This is a genomic window from Bacillus sp. LLTC93 (genome assembly GCF_002993125.1).
Taxonomy (GTDB): domain Bacteria; phylum Bacillota; class Bacilli; order Bacillales; family Bacillaceae; genus Bacillus; species Bacillus zhangzhouensis.
The window spans coordinates 432344-450454 of record NZ_PVME01000002.1 but is presented as its reverse complement, the minus strand read 5'-3'; the positions used below and the strand labels follow the sequence as shown (position 1 = coordinate 450454).

At 40.6% G+C, this 18111-nt stretch carries 14 protein-coding genes; 8 read left to right on the top strand and 6 right to left on the bottom strand.

Annotated elements, in window-relative coordinates; all coding sequences use genetic code 11:
• Positions 1 to 5: 5 nt before the first annotated feature.
• Positions 6 to 578: a TetR/AcrR family transcriptional regulator gene (locus C6W18_RS07555; protein ID WP_105927020.1), complete on the bottom strand. Its 573-nt coding sequence runs from the start codon at positions 576 to 578 to the stop codon at positions 6 to 8.
• A gap of 90 nt (positions 579 to 668) precedes the next feature.
• Complete coding sequence (locus tag C6W18_RS07550; RefSeq protein WP_105927018.1) at positions 669 to 3200, bottom strand: PEP/pyruvate-binding domain-containing protein; 2532 nt, start codon at positions 3198 to 3200, stop codon at positions 669 to 671.
• A gap of 280 nt (positions 3201 to 3480) precedes the next feature.
• On the opposite strand from C6W18_RS07550, the gene C6W18_RS07545 reads away from it, so the two are divergent.
• The 3 genes from C6W18_RS07545 (at position 3481) to uvrA (ending at position 8888) form a co-directional block, all read left to right on the top strand.
• Positions 3481 to 3726, top strand: a complete 246-nt coding sequence (locus C6W18_RS07545) for a CsbA family protein (RefSeq protein ID WP_034318699.1) — start codon at positions 3481 to 3483, stop codon at positions 3724 to 3726.
• Positions 3727 to 4018: 292 nt separating this feature from the next.
• The gene (gene uvrB, locus C6W18_RS07535) at positions 4019 to 6004 is read left to right on the top strand and encodes an excinuclease ABC subunit UvrB (RefSeq protein ID WP_105927016.1); all 1986 of its coding nucleotides are present in this window, start codon (positions 4019 to 4021) and stop codon (positions 6002 to 6004) included.
• Between the two features lie 7 nt (positions 6005 to 6011).
• On the top strand, positions 6012 to 8888 hold the full coding sequence (uvrA, locus tag C6W18_RS07530) for an excinuclease ABC subunit UvrA (RefSeq protein WP_105927014.1): 2877 nt from the start codon (positions 6012 to 6014) through the stop codon (positions 8886 to 8888).
• 32 nt (positions 8889 to 8920) lie between these two features.
• Here uvrA and C6W18_RS07525 read toward each other — a convergent pair whose 3' ends face one another.
• Positions 8921 to 9151, bottom strand: a complete 231-nt coding sequence (locus C6W18_RS07525; protein WP_008358394.1) for a hypothetical protein — start codon at positions 9149 to 9151, stop codon at positions 8921 to 8923.
• A gap of 197 nt (positions 9152 to 9348) precedes the next feature.
• On the opposite strand from C6W18_RS07525, the gene C6W18_RS07520 reads away from it, so the two are divergent.
• The 5 genes from C6W18_RS07520 to C6W18_RS07500 all read left to right on the top strand — a co-directional run bounded on the left by C6W18_RS07520 (position 9349) and on the right by C6W18_RS07500 (position 15324).
• Positions 9349 to 9684: a membrane protein gene (locus C6W18_RS07520; protein WP_034316543.1), complete on the top strand. Its 336-nt coding sequence runs from the start codon at positions 9349 to 9351 to the stop codon at positions 9682 to 9684.
• Between the two features lie 11 nt (positions 9685 to 9695).
• Positions 9696 to 10787 (top strand): DUF4097 family beta strand repeat-containing protein, encoded by a 1092-nt coding sequence (locus C6W18_RS07515; RefSeq protein WP_105927012.1) that lies wholly within the window; start codon positions 9696 to 9698, stop codon positions 10785 to 10787.
• Between the two features lie 6 nt (positions 10788 to 10793).
• On the top strand, positions 10794 to 10988 hold the full coding sequence (locus tag C6W18_RS07510; protein ID WP_034316547.1) for a PspC domain-containing protein: 195 nt from the start codon (positions 10794 to 10796) through the stop codon (positions 10986 to 10988).
• Positions 10989 to 11375 carry a phage holin family protein gene (locus tag C6W18_RS07505; RefSeq protein ID WP_034316550.1) on the top strand — a complete coding sequence of 129 codons (387 nt, stop codon included), beginning with the start codon at positions 10989 to 10991 and terminating at the stop codon, positions 11373 to 11375. It begins immediately after the preceding gene.
• A 94-nt stretch (positions 11376 to 11469) separates the two neighbouring features.
• Positions 11470 to 15324 carry a lamin tail domain-containing metallophosphoesterase family protein gene (locus C6W18_RS07500; protein WP_105927010.1) on the top strand — a complete coding sequence of 1285 codons (3855 nt, stop codon included), beginning with the start codon at positions 11470 to 11472 and terminating at the stop codon, positions 15322 to 15324.
• A gap of 30 nt (positions 15325 to 15354) precedes the next feature.
• On the opposite strand, the gene C6W18_RS07495 is transcribed toward C6W18_RS07500, so the two are convergent.
• The 3 genes from C6W18_RS07495 to nagA are packed head-to-tail and all read right to left on the bottom strand — an operon-like array spanning position 15355 to position 18014.
• Positions 15355 to 16080, bottom strand: coding sequence for a GntR family transcriptional regulator (locus C6W18_RS07495; RefSeq protein WP_105927008.1), 726 nt, complete (start codon positions 16078 to 16080; stop codon positions 15355 to 15357).
• 18 nt (positions 16081 to 16098) lie between these two features.
• On the bottom strand, positions 16099 to 16824 hold the full coding sequence (nagB, locus tag C6W18_RS07490; protein WP_105927006.1) for a glucosamine-6-phosphate deaminase: 726 nt from the start codon (positions 16822 to 16824) through the stop codon (positions 16099 to 16101).
• Positions 16824 to 18014, bottom strand: coding sequence for an N-acetylglucosamine-6-phosphate deacetylase (gene nagA, locus C6W18_RS07485; protein ID WP_105927004.1), 1191 nt, complete (start codon positions 18012 to 18014; stop codon positions 16824 to 16826). Before nagA ends, nagB begins: the two co-directional genes overlap by 1 nt.
• Positions 18015 to 18111: the final 97 nt, after the last annotated feature.

Below are 18111 nucleotides of genomic sequence, written 5' to 3'. Positions count from 1 at the left end.
ACCCTTTAAGCGGGAGAAATTCCTCTCATGAAAATGTGTGTGCATGTCTCAATAAAGTCTTCTTTCTGTGTTAAAACGAATTTTAAGTCTTGTTCTAGCTGTTGAATGAAAAAACCGAAATACGTACTAATGAAAATGTCTGCATAGATTTCTTCATTTCCTTTTAATACATGATGCTGAGCACCCATCGTTTTGAAATATTGTATCAGCATTTCCCTCAGTTCTTGAGGATAAAGTTTTTCATGATCTGTTAAATCCTTAAACATAGTGGGTTCTCTCATGCTAATATAGATAAATTCTCTTTTTGAAGTCAAATCTTCAAGGAAATAGGTGCCCAGAAATTTTAAATCAGTGTATAAATCTCCTTTGAATTCTGCTTCTAGGGTTTTTGTTGGTGTTGATTTCATTTTCATAATGGCAGCAATGACGCCACGTTTGTTTTTAAAGTTACGGAAAATTGTCGCTTCACTCACATTCGCTTTTGTCGCAATTTCTTTTGTTGTTGTTTTTTGATAGCCCTTTTCAGACAATAAATCCATCGTTGCGCGAATGATTCGTTGATTGGTTGATTTTAACAAGCATACTCACCTCAGGTTATGAATGTGTTTGCAACAAAGTAAGTATACCGATAAAATACATGACCGCCAATATGATCCCAAATAATAGGTTTATGCCCTTGAATGTTGCTTTAATAACTGAATACGTCCATTCGCACCATCTACTGTCACAAGGTCACCCGTTTGGAGTTTTTCAGTGGCTATTCTTGTACCTAGAACAGCAGGCATCATATACTCTCTAGCGATAATAGCGGAATGTGACAAAATGCCTCCAGAATCGGTGATCACTGCTTTTGCGTCTCTAAATAAGCTCGTCCATAAAGGTGTGGTTGTTTTACAAACTAAAATGTCATCCTTTTGAAATTGTGAAAATTCATCGGCGCATGTAATGACTCTTACTCTTCCGGAAACAATGCCGCTTGACGCTCCAATTCCATGGATCACATCGTCTGTGTTGTTTTCATTTTCTCTTAATGAACCGAGCATTCTTTCTACTTGCTGTAATTCAGCCTCAGATGGAGTACCTGTATAAGCTGGTGGTTGAATGGCTTCATTTTCTTTCATTTCAATTTTTCTCTGCTGTATGACCGAATCGTATGTGATAGAAGTTGTGAGCGCTTTGTGTACTTCTTCATCGTAGAGATACCACAGATCTTCTTGATGAGGAATGGCTCCTTTTTGTGCAAGGAGTTCACCAATTTTTAATAGATATAGTCTAGCTTTTGCATCTAACATGGCATCAATGTAGAAGTGATGATCATCTCGGATATTGGCTGCCTGGAGCGCAAAATGATAAAGTTTCTCAAATTTTGCTTTAAACACTTCATCTTTCACTTCACTCATAAATTGCTTATAAGTCTCACGTCTTTTGATCACTGCTTGTGCAAATTCTTCATCAAAATCACATTGGTTCTGAATGTTATTTCTGAGGATATCTAAGATAAACTCAGGGTTTTCCACCCATGTCTCTTCCGTAAAGTCATGACTTTTAACAGATCGCCAGCCATAGATTTGGAGAAATTCCTCCATTTTCGAAATGAAATGTTTTCCTTTATCCGTGTGATTAAGTGCATATAATAGTTCTGGATTCGCTTCATGGTTTGTAAATGTATGAAGAAGTTCTTCATCCTGAAGGACATCCTTTGCTAGATCAGATAGCTTCTGGTCTGTTTCAAGAGATTTGTTCATCACGCCTATCATCATCTCATGTAACAAGACGACTTGTTTTTGATCACCGGTATATGTTACAAGCATGTCTTCAATCATAGCAGATAGAATGACTTGTGGTATGACGATATCAAAATGATCCTCGTACGCTTGTATATAAAAAGCCTTTAATTCTTCGAAGCCGATGATTGCTTCTTCAATGGTCATAGGTTCGTTTATTTGACGATCAAGTTTTTCATAAAATGGATAGAAGTTTTGCTCTAGAATTTCATACATACGTTCACTTAAATTGGGAAATAACTCAAATATGCTCTCATCAAAAACTTGTGCAGTTTCTGTTCCTGCTTCAGGCATAGACGGTGCAGAATACAGGTGACCTCTATAAAGCTTGATATCTTTGATGTTGAGATCAGGTACTTGATACTTTTCTCCATTTTTCTTCATCCCGCTTTTTAAAGCAGGTATGATTAAGCTTGAGAAAAGAGGACTCGTTGGGCCTGGCATATGATCGTCCATTGAAATCCAGAAATCCTGCAGCTCTTCTGGCTGAATTTGTAAAGAAGCACCTGCTGCTTCATTTGCTGTTTTTGGCAGTGAAGCGGTAATCGGTCTTGCTTGAAGCAAATAAAAAGTACCATTTGATATTCCGAATTCGATATCTACTCCATGTCCGTAAAGTGTTTCTACTTGTTTGGTGATTTGCATGATTTCTACCAATTGATCATCATGCAGGCAAAATTGGCCAGCCATTTCCTCGGATACAGGCTGTTCAATGACGCCCTCTTGGTAAGGAACAATTTGCAGTTCTTTTGTTCCCAGTGATTTTTCAATAGAAAACGTCTCTTTGTCTACAATAAACGTGTCAGGTGTCACGAGACCAGAGACGATCGCTTCTCCTAATCCGTAGCTTGCTGTCATCATGACTTCGTTTGTTTTTCCTGATACCGGATTTTCACTAAAGATGACACCGGAGACGTCAGAATGGATCAATCCTTGAACGACGACAGCCATGAGCGGTATCTCTTCCTCGTTTTCATCCATCTCTTCCTTATATTCTGTGACTCTTGCTGCAAAATAAGAAGACCAGCATTCTTTGACAGCCTGCAAAAATTCTTCATTTGTCTTGATATTTAAATAGGTCTCGTACTGTCCTGCAAATGAGGCACCTTCGAGATCTTCAGCAACAGAAGAGGATCGAACAGCAACTGAGGGATATGCCTTCAGCAATGATTGAAAGGATGAAAGTAACTCTGCTTCCATTTGTGAAGGAAACGAAGCTTTTTTGATTTTTTGTGCAAGGTTTTGTTCAGTTGAATGCAGATTGTGATATGAAAGAAAGCTTGCAAAGCTGTTGGTTTTAATAATAAATCCATCTGGGACTGGCAAGCCGTGATTGTTTAATTTGATCAAATTCACGCCTTTTGCCCCTGCGAGTGATGCGGATTCTTCAGCCGCATGAAATAACACTGAATACATGGGAATGCCCCCTTATCCAAAAAGCCAATGGTTTGTTTGTCTCTCTATTTTCAAAATGATAGTGCGCACTATCATTTTAATCATAGGATTTATTGGATGTTACTGTCAAAGACGTAAAGACCTATCTTTATAAAGGGGACGTTCTCACTAATTTTCTTCTATAGCTATAACAAAAGTCACCAAACGTGAAGAAAAAAGGTGAAATCGAAAACTGTGAATTGTTCAATATGCCAATCTTTACTATAATCAAGGGAGTAGACCATGAAGAGGGAGGGTTTTTGTGATTACAAAAGCCATATTCGCACTTGTTTTTCCTTTCCTGCTCGTTATTTTATTTTCAAAGGTGACTTATAATCATTACGTGGGCATTGCATTAACAGCAGCGCTTTTATTTGCCTCGTACATGAAAGGCTATACAGAAACCTACTTTATCGTAGGATTAGATATTATTTCTTTAGTAGCTGGAGCATTGTTTATGGCTAAGAAAGAAATCGAAAAAAGAGAGAAGGCTGAAAAACATCATTGATGTGATCGTGATAGGCCGAAAGGTGACGTTTTTAAAACAGGAGCTGTGCTTACGATTTCTAGTGAGCGCAGCTTTCTTTTTTGTGATGTTTTTCTGCTCATCGAATATCTCGCTCCAAAATGTTCCATACTGAAAGGAAGGTTTCTTAGAAGGGTTATTTGCCATGGGAGAGAGGGTATGACTGTATTGGAAATAAAAATCAAGTGAGACACGAACTTTAGTTCGTATTTTTGTGTTCTTTTATGATAATATATTCATTAGATAGATTTCGTAACGAAACGGAGGCTTTGATGTGAGTGACCGCTTTGAATTAGTTTCTAACTATCAGCCCCAAGGAGATCAGCCGAAGGCGATTGAAAAGCTTGTTGAGGGGATCCATCAGGGGAAACAGCATCAAACGCTGTTAGGTGCTACAGGTACGGGAAAGACCTTCACTGTATCAAACCTGATCAACGAAGTGAACAAGCCGACACTTGTCATTGCGCATAACAAGACACTTGCCGGTCAGTTATACAGTGAGTTTAAGGAATTCTTTCCGAATAATGCTGTCGAATATTTTGTGAGTTACTATGATTATTACCAGCCTGAGGCATATGTTCCTCAGACCGATACATTTATTGAAAAGGACGCCAGCATCAATGATGAGATAGATAAGTTGAGACACTCCGCCACATCCTCGTTATTTGAGCGGAGAGATGTCATCATCATTGCTAGTGTATCCTGTATTTATGGCTTAGGTTCGCCAGAGGAATACCGAGAGCTTGTGCTGTCTTTGCGCACTGAAATGGAAATTGAACGCAATCAGCTTCTTCGTAAGCTGGTGGATATTCAGTATTCTCGTAATGATATAGATTTTCAGCGCGGAACCTTCCGAGTACGGGGCGACGTCGTTGAAATTTTTCCTGCTTCACGAGATGAGCATTGTATCAGAGTGGAGTTTTTCGGTGATGAAATTGAACGTATTCGTGAAGTGGATGCACTGACTGGAGAAATACTTGGTGATCGTGATCATGTTGCTATTTTCCCAGCATCTCACTTCGTCACAAGAGAAGAAAAAATGGAAAAAGCAATTATCAATATTGAGCAAGAGCTTGAAGAGCAGCTCGAAAAGCTTCGTGAAAACGGAAAGTTGCTTGAAGCACAGCGCCTTGAGCAGCGGACAAGATATGATCTTGAGATGATGAGGGAGATGGGCTTTTGTTCAGGAATCGAGAACTATTCAAGACATCTGACCTTGCGCCCTCCTGGTTCAACACCCTACACACTGCTTGATTATTTCCCGGATGATTTTATGATTGTTGTCGATGAGTCACACGTGACGATTCCGCAAATCCGAGCAATGTACAACGGAGACCAAGCAAGAAAACAAGTGTTGGTTGATCACGGATTCCGTCTGCCATCAGCACTTGATAATAGACCGCTCACCTTTGATGAGTTTGAAAAGCATATCAATCATATTGTGCATGTATCTGCAACGCCAGGGCCGTACGAGCTTGAGAAAACGCCAGAGGTCGTGGAACAAATCATCCGCCCAACTGGTCTACTGGATCCGATCATTGAAGTCCGTCCGATTGAAGGACAAATCGATGATTTAATCGGAGAAATTCATGCAAGAGTTGAGAAAAATGAGCGTGTGCTTGTGACTACTTTGACGAAGAAAATGTCTGAGGATCTCACAGATTATCTAAAAGAAATTGGGATCAAGGTCAATTATCTGCATTCAGAAATTAAGACCCTTGAGCGGATTGAGATTATCCGTGATTTACGCCTCGGTAAATATGATGTACTCGTTGGAATCAACCTTCTTCGTGAAGGGCTGGATATTCCAGAGGTGTCGCTCGTGACTATTTTAGATGCGGATAAAGAAGGCTTTTTACGCTCTGAAAGATCCCTCATCCAGACGATTGGCCGGGCAGCGAGAAATGCAGAAGGCCGGGTCATTATGTATGCAGACAAAATGACGAAATCAATGGACATTGCGATTGAAGAAACGAAGCGAAGACGAGAACAGCAAGAAGCATATAACGAGAAATTTGAAATTACCCCACAAACGATTCATAAGAAAATCAGAGATGTCATTAAGGCAACGAAGATACATGAGGAATCGGAAGAATATGAAACAAAAGCAGCTCCAAAGCTGTCGAAAATGAGCAAAAAAGAACGAGAAAAAGTGATCGAAAAAGTCGAGATGGAAATGAAAGATGCAGCAAAAGCGCTTGATTTTGAAAAAGCAGCAGAATTAAGAGATCTATTGCTAGAGCTAAAAGCGGAAGGATGATTGCCTGATGGCTATGGAACGAATAGAGGTGAAAGGTGCTAGAGCCCACAACCTTAAAAATATCGATGTGAATATCCCGCGTGACCAGCTAGTGGTCATTACGGGGCTATCTGGTTCAGGAAAATCGTCGCTTGCCTTTGATACCATTTATGCAGAAGGTCAGCGCCGGTACGTTGAATCTCTTTCAGCATATGCGCGCCAGTTTCTCGGACAAATGGATAAACCAGATGTAGATGCCATTGAAGGTCTTTCTCCGGCGATTAGTATTGACCAAAAAACAACAAGCCGGAACCCTAGATCAACGGTTGGAACTGTCACTGAAATCTATGATTACTTACGTCTATTATATGCTAGAGTCGGAAAACCTATTTGTCCTATACACGGGATTGAAATTACATCACAAACGATTGAGCAAATGACAGATCGCATTTTAGAATATCCAGAAAGAACGAAATTGCAAGTGCTTGCGCCGGTCGTATCTGGCCGCAAAGGAACACATGTCAAAGTACTTGATCAAATTCGGAAGCAGGGCTATGTTCGAGTGAGAGTCGATGGAGAGATGGAAGACCTTTCAGAAGATATCGAGCTCGAAAAGAATAAAAAACATTCCATTGAAGTCGTAATTGACCGGATTGTGGTGAAGGAAGGCGTAGCAGCTAGGCTGTCTGATTCCCTTGAATCGGCACTTCGTCTAGGTGAAGGCCGGGTCATGATTGATGTGATTGGACAAGAAGAGCTGTTATTCAGTGAACATCATGCTTGTCCGCACTGCGGATTCTCTATTGGTGAGCTTGAGCCGAGAATGTTTTCATTTAATAGTCCTTTTGGTGCCTGTCCGAGCTGTGATGGGCTTGGCTCTAAACTTGAAGTTGACCCTGAGCTTGTCATTCCTAACAAGGATTTGACGTTACGACAGCATGCCATTGCCCCATGGGAGCCGCAGAGCTCACAATACTATCCGCAGCTTCTTGAGGCTGTATGTACGCACTATGGAATCGACATGGACATTCCAGTCAAAGATATACCGTCGCATTTATTCGATAAAATTTTATATGGCAGCGGCTCTGAGTTGATTTATTTTAAATATGAAAATGATTTTGGTCAGGTACGTGAAAATGAAATTGAGTTTGAAGGTGTCCTTCGTAACATTGAACGACGTTATAAAGAAACAAGCTCTGATTATATCCGTGAACAAATGGAAAAATATATGGCCAATCAGCCTTGTCCGACATGTAAAGGGTATCGTTTGAAAAAAGAAACGCTTGCGGTTCTCATCAATGGCCAGCACATCGGAGAAATTACCGATTTGTCTGTCTCTGATGCACTTGATCTCTATGAAAAAATCGAGTTATCTGAAAAAGATTTGCAGATTGCTCAGCTCATTTTACGTGAAATCAAAGAGCGCTTGTCCTTCTTAAATAATGTGGGATTAGATTACCTCACATTGAGCCGCTCGGCTGGCACACTATCCGGCGGAGAGGCGCAGCGGATTCGTCTGGCGACTCAAATCGGTTCAAGGCTGACAGGTGTTCTTTATATATTAGATGAACCATCTATTGGTCTGCATCAGCGTGATAATGACCGGTTGATCGGGACATTGAAAAACATGCGAGACATCGGGAACACGCTGATTGTCGTGGAGCATGATGAAGATACAATGCTTGCCGCTGATTATTTGATTGATATTGGACCGGGAGCAGGCGTTCATGGAGGAGAAGTGATTTCGGCTGGAACGCCAGAAGAAGTCATGAAGGACCCGAAATCTTTGACAGGCCAATATTTATCTGGTGATAAATTTATCCCGCTTCCAATTGAAAGAAGAAAGCCTGACGGCCGCTACATCGAAATTAAAGGTGCAAAAGAAAACAACCTGAAAAACGTCAATGCGAAGTTCCCTTTAGGCGTCTTTACAGCTGTGACGGGTGTGTCTGGCTCAGGGAAAAGTACGCTTGTGAATGAAATTCTATTGAAATCACTTGCGCAAAAACTGCATCGAGCGAAGGCGAAGCCAGGACAGCACAAAGAAATCAAAGGAATGGATCATTTAGATAAGGTCATTGATATTGATCAATCTCCAATTGGCCGTACACCAAGATCCAACCCTGCCACGTATACCGGTGTATTTGATGACGTGCGGGATGTCTTTGCACAAACCAATGAAGCAAAGGTCCGTGGCTATAAAAAAGGCAGGTTCAGCTTTAACGTCAAAGGCGGCCGCTGTGAGGCGTGTCGTGGAGATGGAATCATAAAAATTGAAATGCACTTTTTACCTGATGTGTATGTACCTTGTGAAGTGTGTCACGGGAAACGTTATAACCGCGAGACACTAGAGGTCACGTACAAAGGGAAAAATATTGCCGATGTTCTTGAAATGACTGTGGAGGACGCACTTCAATTTTTCGAGAATATCCCGAAAATTAAGCGTAAACTTCAAACGATCTTTGATGTTGGGCTAGGGTATATTACCCTTGGACAGCCTGCGACGACATTGTCTGGGGGAGAGGCGCAGCGTGTGAAATTGGCATCTGAGCTTCACCGCCGTTCAAACGGAAGGTCTCTTTATATTTTAGACGAGCCTACAACTGGTCTTCATGTGGATGATATTGCCCGTTTATTAAAAGTGCTTCAGCGTTTGGTCGAAAATGGGGATACGGTTTTGGTCATTGAGCACAACCTTGATATTATCAAGGCCGCTGATTACCTCGTTGATCTAGGGCCAGAAGGCGGTGCAGGCGGCGGAACGATTATTGCCTCTGGAACACCTGAGCACATTGCAAAAGAAAAAGCTTCTTACACAGGTCTATACTTGAAGCCTATTTTAGAACGTGACCGCGAACGAATGAAACAGTTGGTCAAAGAAACGGAACGTGTAACATCGTCATAAGGAAAACCCCTCTTTATCGAGGGGTTTTCCTTTTATTGCGCATCTTCCTTCGGCATTAAATTACTGAGGTGCGTTAAATCCTTCAAGATATGGGTGCTGCTGCTGTCGAGCAGTACTTTTAAATAACGGATATCACCATATTTCGGATGAGACGGATGAATTGTCTCCAGCTCCTTGATCATATCGCTGTTCATGCTTTTCTGTTTCTGTATAAGGTCTAAAAGCGTTTGGGCCGTGTGGTTAGAATTATGATGATCTGTCAAAATAATTACCCCCTATAATGATAATCACCATCTTTTCAACATATTTTAAAGGGTAATCCGTGAAGAATCTACACTTAGGGGGAAAAAGAAATAATTTGTGTCTAAGGTCATATGTAAATCGAATGATTTTGAAACTTTTTATACGCAATTAACGTATGAGTTAGAAAGGAATTTTCGTCATGAAGGAGCGAATATATATGAATAGAGATCAGTCGATCATTGCATCTATTTGTTATTTTAGTGTATTTTTTATGCCGTTTATCTTACCGATTGTGGCATATTTTGTAGTAGACCAAAAGGAAACGAAACGGCATGCGATGAGGGCATTTTGGTCACATCTGCTGCCAATTGCAACGGGCATTATTTTGGTTTTTGGGTCTATCCCATTTTTACTTGCGACGCAGGCGAGTGACTCTCTCATTCCAGTCATGACGATGTTTATTTTGTCCTTTTTAGTAGCTATTGGCTTTTTGATCTCTGTTATTTGGAATATCATTCAAGGTATTAAAGTACTTCAATCTATCAAATCGTAGGAGGGCTTTGTATGAATGAAAAAGAACGAATTTTAAAATTAGTAGAAGACGGGACATTATCAGCAAAAGAAGCGATTACGCTTTTAGAAAAGCTAGAAGAAAGTCAGCCTGTATCATTAGAGAAGTCTACAGCTGATCATACCTTTCATGAAGAAAAAGCTGGAGCAGAAAGTAAAGAAAACGCCAACGAGAATCTTGGTGCAAAGCTGTTTGGCTGGTTAGATTCTGCGGTGAAAAAGGTAAAAGACGTGGATCTTGATTTGAACTTTGGACAGTCAGTCGATGTTGATCACATTTTTCAGTTCAAAGATGCTTCACTCTCTCATTTAGATATTCAATTGGCTAACGGCAGTCTCAATGTGATGCCTTGGGACGATAGAGATATTCGAGCGGAGTGCCATGCGAAAATCTACCGCGCAGAAGATGGAGAGCAGGCAAGACAGCAATTTCTCAATCAATTGGACTGCGGGCTTGAAGGCGATAAATTTTTTATTCGGACCGAAAAAAAGACGATGAAAGTCAATGTCACTTTATACGTACCGCGTATCCAATACGATAAGATCAAGGTCAAGCTGTTTAATGGACCGATTCGCGGGGAAAAGCTAATGACAAAAGAACTTGCTGCGAAAACCACAAATGGCGTTGTCTCATTTGCCTCGTTACAGGCAGAAAAAGTCGGAATTGAAACAGCAAACGGACAAATTAAACTGGCTGATCACGAGTGTGGTATGATTGAAGTAGAAACCATCAATGGGCTCATTGACCTGCGTGGGAAAAGTGAATCAATTGATGCCCAGAGCTTTAACGGGAACATTGCTGTCCAGCTGTCGGATGAAAAATGCCGTTCGATCTATGCCAAGACCACGACAGGTAGTGTGGACGTTCAGATCCCGCGTGCATGTGCAGTGACCGCTGAGCTGAAAAGCAATCTCGGGTCTATCACTCACGATTTGCTTGATGCAGATATGGTTAAAGAGAAAAATGAAACGTTACAAAAAGAAAAAATGATCAAAGCCAATCAACAGGCAGTGCACAGTATATCCATTTTTGCAGAAACAAAAACAGGTTCAATACAAGTAAAGCACCAATCAGACAAGGAGTGATTCTACATGAAGAAGCTTTATCGTTCAGCAACAGATAAAAAAATAGCGGGTGTTGTTGGTGGACTTGCCGAATACTTAAAAGTTGATGCATCCCTGCTTCGCATTTTAACGGTGATTATCGGATTTATGACAGCATTTATGCCAATCTTCCTGGTTTACTTCATTTGGTATTTTGTTGTTCCGGAAGAAGGCACTAACTAAATGCTTAGATATATTGTCAGTATTTTAGTAAATGCATTACTTTTAATCGTTATTGCTGGATATTTTGATTCGGGCATTCTGCCAGGGCTCGGAAGCGTGTATATTGAAGGATTTGGCGCAGCCATTGTGGCAAGTATCATTCTGTCCTTGCTCAATATTTTAGTGAAGCCCTTTTTGATCATTTTAACGTTGCCAGTGACTATACTCTCACTAGGATTGTTCTTATTTGTCATTAATGCCATCACACTGATGATGACATCGAGCTTTATGGGCGATAGTTTTAACATCGATGGGTTTGGAACGGCCATTTGGATGGCTGTCATTTTATCCATTTTCCATCTGCTGATACAAAAAGGAATCGTGGAGCCGTTAGCGAAAAAAAGCTAACGGTTTTTTTGTGCAAAATTGTAACGTTTCCCGGTTCCATCTGTCATAAAAACCACCTTCAGGAGACACAATATCCGAAGGGAGGTGGTGCACGATGGTGAACGTGAGCAGACAAATAGCGCTTTTATGTTTTTTTATCATTCTTTTTTGTTTTAATCAGCCTGCTTCAGCAGGGCCACTTATTCAAACGCAAGTGAATATACCGGACAAGCCTTTTTCACCGTTTATTTTTGACCAATTTCATGTGGCCGTTCGTCCAGTTCAAGGAAAAAGCCGTGATCTTCAGTTTCGGGCATCTATTAGTCAGTCAGAACAAATTTTGTCTGCAAACTTGTACTATAAACAAAGTGATGAACTGGGGTACCGATTGATTCCAATGGAACGGTTACCTGGAATGAAGCCAGAATTCACAGCAAAAATTCCCCCAGATCAATTATGGAATTCAACGGTTCATTACTATACAGAGTTCCTTACGCAGAAATCTGTGATCAAAACGGCGGAACAATCTGTTCACTTAAACGGATTTGAAGAGGATCTCTCACATATTCCGGATTTACTCATCACGGAGATTGTCGTCAATTCAAAAAACCGAAAAGGCAAAGATGCATTTGAATTTATAGAAGTTTATAACACAACACATGCTCCTATCTCTTTTCAACATTATCAGCTGCGCTACCGCAATCCTGCACAAGGCACCGAGATGGATGATGTTTATTCATTTCACACAAACCCAGTCACCATTTCACCTGGAAAGCCTTATGTTTTCTGGTTAAGAAAAAAAGGGCAGGAGCATTTAACAGTAGCGGACTTTAATGGTATGTACAAAAGCCAATTAAAAGAGGGAGAGCATCTATCAGTGATCGAGAGCAAAGGGCTGTCCAATTCCAAATCTCGTCTTGTCTCGATCACAACAAATATAGGTGAGGAGATTTCTTCAGCAGCATTTCGTTTAAAGCCATCATGGTTTAGCGAGCATAAATCCTTACTGTTCAAGTATCCGATGGATGGTACGCCGCAAATGAAGCTGATCTCAAAAATTGAGGAAGAGCCAACACCAGGACAAGTGATAAAAGCACAAATTCCATCTGAAAAAAAAGAAATTTCTCAAGATATTCATAAACCTGTCATTGAAGATATGACGGACAAGAAGCCGGTGAAACCAACTGAAAGTATAGAGATTAAAGCAGATGTACAGGATGATCAGTTCGTCAAAACCGTCAAGCTGCGTTATCGAACGAATCGGAAGGATGATTTTAAAGAGATTCTGCTTCAAAAAGATCATAATGACCGGCTATTTCATCATATTATTTATTCGCCTGAGCTGATTGGTAAAGAACAGTTGGAATATCAGCTTGAAGCGTCAGACGGCGAAAATCAAGCAATGACGATGAAGAAAACGATTGATGTAGAGCAGGTCAGCAAAGCCCACGGTCTGCGATTCAATGTAGAAGAGGGAGATACGGTTTCAGGTATATTCTCATTAAAGGCAACATCTGATCAGAAAAAAAACATCCAATTGATGATAGATGGAAAGCGAAGTCGACAAGCATTTTCTGCCCTTGAAGCAGATCCATATATTGCATTTGATGTCAAAGGGACAAATTTATATTTTAAAAATGGTGTGTCCATAGGTAAGCACTTACTTTCTATTTTTGATGATTCGACAAAAGTGTATCGTACCTATACAATGCCAATACCAGAAGCAGAGATGAATCAGACAGGTCCACAAACGATTTCTATTCATGCTGGAACGAAATCTTCTCCGGTTGACCGGTTGCCTGGGGAGAATCACGATGATTTTGAATTGAAAAATGTCAGGATGATTTTATCGAATGGAACTCAAATTGCTCCAGTGAATTCCAAGCCGCAAAAAGAATGGAAGATGGGAGATGGTGGTAACGCCAAAAAGGTAAGAACCTTTCAATTTGAAATTCCAAAAGAGGCTTATGTGTCAACCTATATTCAGTGGGATACAAGAAGGCTGAAAGAAGGAACGCATTTTATTGAGGCCAAAACCGCAGACGAGCATGCATCTGTACGTGTGAAAGTCGATAACACAGGTCCGAAAATCAAGACCAACATACAAGCAAATGAACAATATAAAGGAGCCTTTACGTTAAAGGCAAAGGTAACGGATCGTTGGAGTGACATAGAGGACATGAAGGCATTTTTAGATAGTAAACCGATTTCTTTGCCTTATCAGACGTCCTCTAGTGAATTAGACCCTGGGGAGCACACGTTTACGATCAAAGCAAAAGATGCCGCAGGAAACATGTCTACTTTGAAAAAAGAATTCAAGACGGTACATGAACACCCTGAGATACCAGAACGAGTGTCAGATAAGACAAAAGTGGAATCGTCTAAGCAAACCGTGTTAACCAAGGACCCAACAAATGATAAGTTAGATTATTCATTTTATCGTGCCTACCAATATACATCGCTGCATCCATCAATGAAGATTTTTAAATATGCAGCTGAGACTGAACCGCCAAAGAGTTTTAACCAAACGGGGGAAATGAGCTTTTCTGATCAAGAAAGGAATCGCATTGCATTTGCTGATGGTAAGGCAGTCGAAACGAAGGATTTACAGCGCTTTCCCTATCATCGTTTTCAAATCAAGGTGCATCATCATGTACGTGAAAAGGATGTCGTAGAAGCTGTGTGGAAAGGAAGTTCATTGTCAGGAAGAAAGGTGACAATGTACGCATGGAATCATCAGCAGGAAAAGTGGGATAAAATCACTCATCACTTTGCAAAAGATCAAAAAGAATTTTACCTTAAAGGACTGCTGTCGGTCAGACAGTACATGAAGAATCAAACGTTTGATTTACTTGTGCAGGATGAAATCAGCAAAGCGCAAAAGCCATATAAGATGGTGTGGATGTCTGACACACAATATTATGCAAAGAGCTATCCTCATATCTTTAAACAAATGGTCGAATGGATCAGAGATCAAAGAGATAAGTTAAACATTCAATATGTGTTCCATACTGGCGATATTGTGGATGATTCAAAGGGTAAGCAATGGAATCGTGCCGATACATTTATGCGTGTGTTAGACGATCATCATATCCCATATGGTGTCTTAGCAGGAAATCATGATGTCAGACACAAGGACGGTTTTTATGCGGAATATGGTAGATATTTCGGAGCGAAACGCTTTGCAGAAAAACCTTACTATGGTGAATCCTATCAAAACAATCGAGGTCATTATGATCTCATCTCTGCCGGTGGTAATGATTATATGATGGTGTACATGGGATGGGGGATTAAGCAAAATGAAATCGATTGGTTAAACCGTGTGATTTCTGAGCATCCAGATCGTATCGTCATTTTAAACTTTCACGAGTATTTGTTAGTGAGTGGCAACAGAAGTCCGATAGGCGACCTCATCTTCCACCAAGTGGTGAAACGTCATCCGAATATTGTGGCAGTATTTAGCGGCCACTACCACGGAGCGAGCAGGAAAGTAGATGAGCTTGATGATGATCATGATGGCAAAGTGGACCGGAAAGTATATCAAATACTTGCTGATTATCAGTCAGGTCCTGAGGGCGGTCAAGGATTTATGAGGTTGATTACAGCGGATCAAGAAAAAAATCAACTTCATTTTACAACATACTCACCTTACATGAATCAAGAGCATTTCTATGATCCTAAAACGTATGGAGATCAGGATGAGTTTTCAATTGATGTGGATTTGACGCCGAAAATGAAATCCGTCAAAACCAATTATTTTGAACTTAATGTATATACAAACGTCCTTCTAGGAGAAGCACGAGGCGTAAAAAGTGGCAAAAAAGCAAGCTTTGAGTGGAAAGGCTTAAAGCCAAATCAAGACTACTATTGGTATACTGTTGCAAAAGATCGTTTTCAAGGGAAAGCTGTCTCACCTATATGGAAAATTCATACAAAAAATGATGACGAAACAATATTTCTTCGGAAATAAAAAAACTGTGCTTCGATGTAGGAGCACAGTTTATCTTTCCATTGTATGAATGAGCTTGTAACGATCCCCTCTATAAACGGAAAGAACATACTCGAATGGAAGGTCGTTTTGAAAATAAGTTGTTCTTGCAATTGATAGCACAGGCGAGCCGGTTGAAATAGACAGCACGTGAGCTTCTTCCTCTGAAGCAACATTGGCTTCAAGTTCCTGTTTTGCATGGGCAATTGCAAGACCAGTGTGATTTTCCATATATTCATATAAAGAGCCAGTTAAATGTTCCTTTGTTAAATCTCCTGCAAATGTTTCGGGCATATAGCTCGTTTCAATCGCCATTGGCTCATCATTTGCAAGACGTATTCGTTTTAGTTCATATACAGCATCGTTATTTGAAAGTTGTAAGACTGGTAGCAAGTGCGCAGGACATGCAGTTTTTTTGAAATCAATCAGATGGCTTGAAGCTTTGAGCCCCCGTTGGCGCATATCTTCTGTAAAGCCTGTTAAGCCTTGAAGCGGTTGTTCAAACTTTTTTCGGCTAACAAAGGTGCCTTTTCCTTTTTGGCGATACAAATATCCTTCGTTCACAAGGTTCGATAAAGCTTGTCTGACAGTCATTCGACTAATACCAAAGCGTTCGGCATATTCTCTTTCAGAAGGAATGAGTGTATCAGGTGCTAATGTTCCATCCTCAATCTGCTTTTTTAAATTCTCCATAATCTGATGGTACATCGGAATAGGTGACTGCTTATCAATAAACATGTGAAAATCCTCTCGTGTTTAGCGTAGTGAACCAGCTTCTCGATCAATGAAAATCGTCACATCTTGATGAAGTTTCAGGGCAGATGCAGGGAAGTCTGGGTGAATCTCCGTCTGTTCTAAATATTGTATCACTTTCGCTTTTGATTTTCCTGATGCAAGAAGGAGAATTTTTTTGCTTGAAAGAATGCTCGCAATTCCCATTGTGATGGCATGTGTAGGTACCTCATCAATAGAAGAAAAGTATCTTGCATTTGCTTGACGGGTGTTTTCATCTAATTTGACAACATGAGTCTTTGAGTCGAAAGAGGTACCTGGTTCGTTAAAACCAATATGTCCATTTTGTCCGATTCCAAGAAGCTGAAGGTCGATGCCTCCTACATTTTGAATGAGCTGATCATATCTTAAGCATTCTTCTTCCAAATTAGATGCAGCGCCATTTGGCAGGAAATACTGATCCTGAGGGAGATCAATATGATCAAATAAATGACGTTTCATGTAGGTCATATAACTGTTTTTATGATCGGGATGAAGTCCTGCGTACTCATCCAAATTGACTGTTCTTGTTTGTTTGAAAGACAATTCCTTCGCTTGATGCAGTTGAATTAATTCTTTGTAGGTATCGATAGGCGTACCACCAGTTGCTAGGCCGAGCACTGCATCTGGTTTAGATGCAATTGTGCGCGCAATGAGGGCAGCTGCTTCTTTTCCTAATTGATCTTTATTTTCAAATTCGATGATGTTCATCAGTGGTTGGCCTCCTTTTTTTCAAAGACGATTTGCCCGCGGCAGATCGTCATCATCAGTTCGCCAAATTGGTCCCAAATGACCAAGTCTGCCAGTTTTCCAACTTCAATAGAACCGAGCTGATGATCAAGCCCTAGCTGAGTAGCTGCATTGGTTGAGGTCATCTTAGCAATCTCGGTCCACTCACAATGTGTGATCTGTCGCATCCGTTTGACTCCATCTTTCATTCGTAAAATTGATCCTGCAAGTGTACCGTCGGCCAGCAATGCCTTTTCACCACTGACGGTAACAGTCTGACCGCCAAACTCGTATGTTCCATCCCCTAGACCTTTTGCACGCATTGAGTCTGTGATCATCATCAAACGATCACTTCCTTTTGCCTGATACGCAAGCTTTATAGAAAGAGGATGTGAATGAATGCCATCTGTGATCAGCTCAGTATGAAGGTTCTCGTTTGTAAGAGCAGCACCTACAGCGTTTGGCTCACGATGCTGAAACGAACTCATTGCATTATAAAGGTGCGTCACATGGCGTGCACCATGCTTTGCTGCTAATTCAATCATGTCATGATGAGCATTCGTATGTCCAATAGAAGGAATGATATTTTTTTTTTGCAACAGGGAAAGAAAAGCAAATTCATGGTCTTCCTCAGGTGCAAACGTGACAACTTGAATGAGCTGTTCAGATGCATGTAACCATTTCTCAAAAAGCGGGAGATCAGGCTGTTTAATCCATTGAGCAGGTTGTGCACCTGCTTTATTTTTAGAAATAAATGGACCTTCGAGGTGGATACCTAAACATTGTGCCTGACTTCCTGCTTGTTCCTCATTATACTGTTTCCAATGAGCGACATTTTTAAGTGCTTGCTCAATCTCTTCATGGTTTTGTGTAATGGTTGTTGCTAAAAAGCTTGTCGTTCCTTCTGACGGTAAGTTGTCAGCAAGTGTATTCATGGCTTCTGGTGTCGCATCCATCATGTCTGCACCATAGCCGCCATGGATGTGAATATCGATCATTCCGGGAAGTAAATAAAAGTTTTCCCGGGAAATATATACTTTTTCATAATTTTCTGTCGGTTGTGATGTTGAAATATAGTCAATCTTGCCATCGCGTAAACCGACAAACCCATGTTTAATGATCTGTGACTTTGTCACAATATGAATATTGGAGAGCAATAAAGAGCTGCTCATGGTTGTGCCCCCTTATTCGTTATCTTTATCTTTAGTTTACCCTTTTTAAGTATAGTAGTCTATACCAGTTAAGGAGGGAAGACAGGGTCGGGATAAA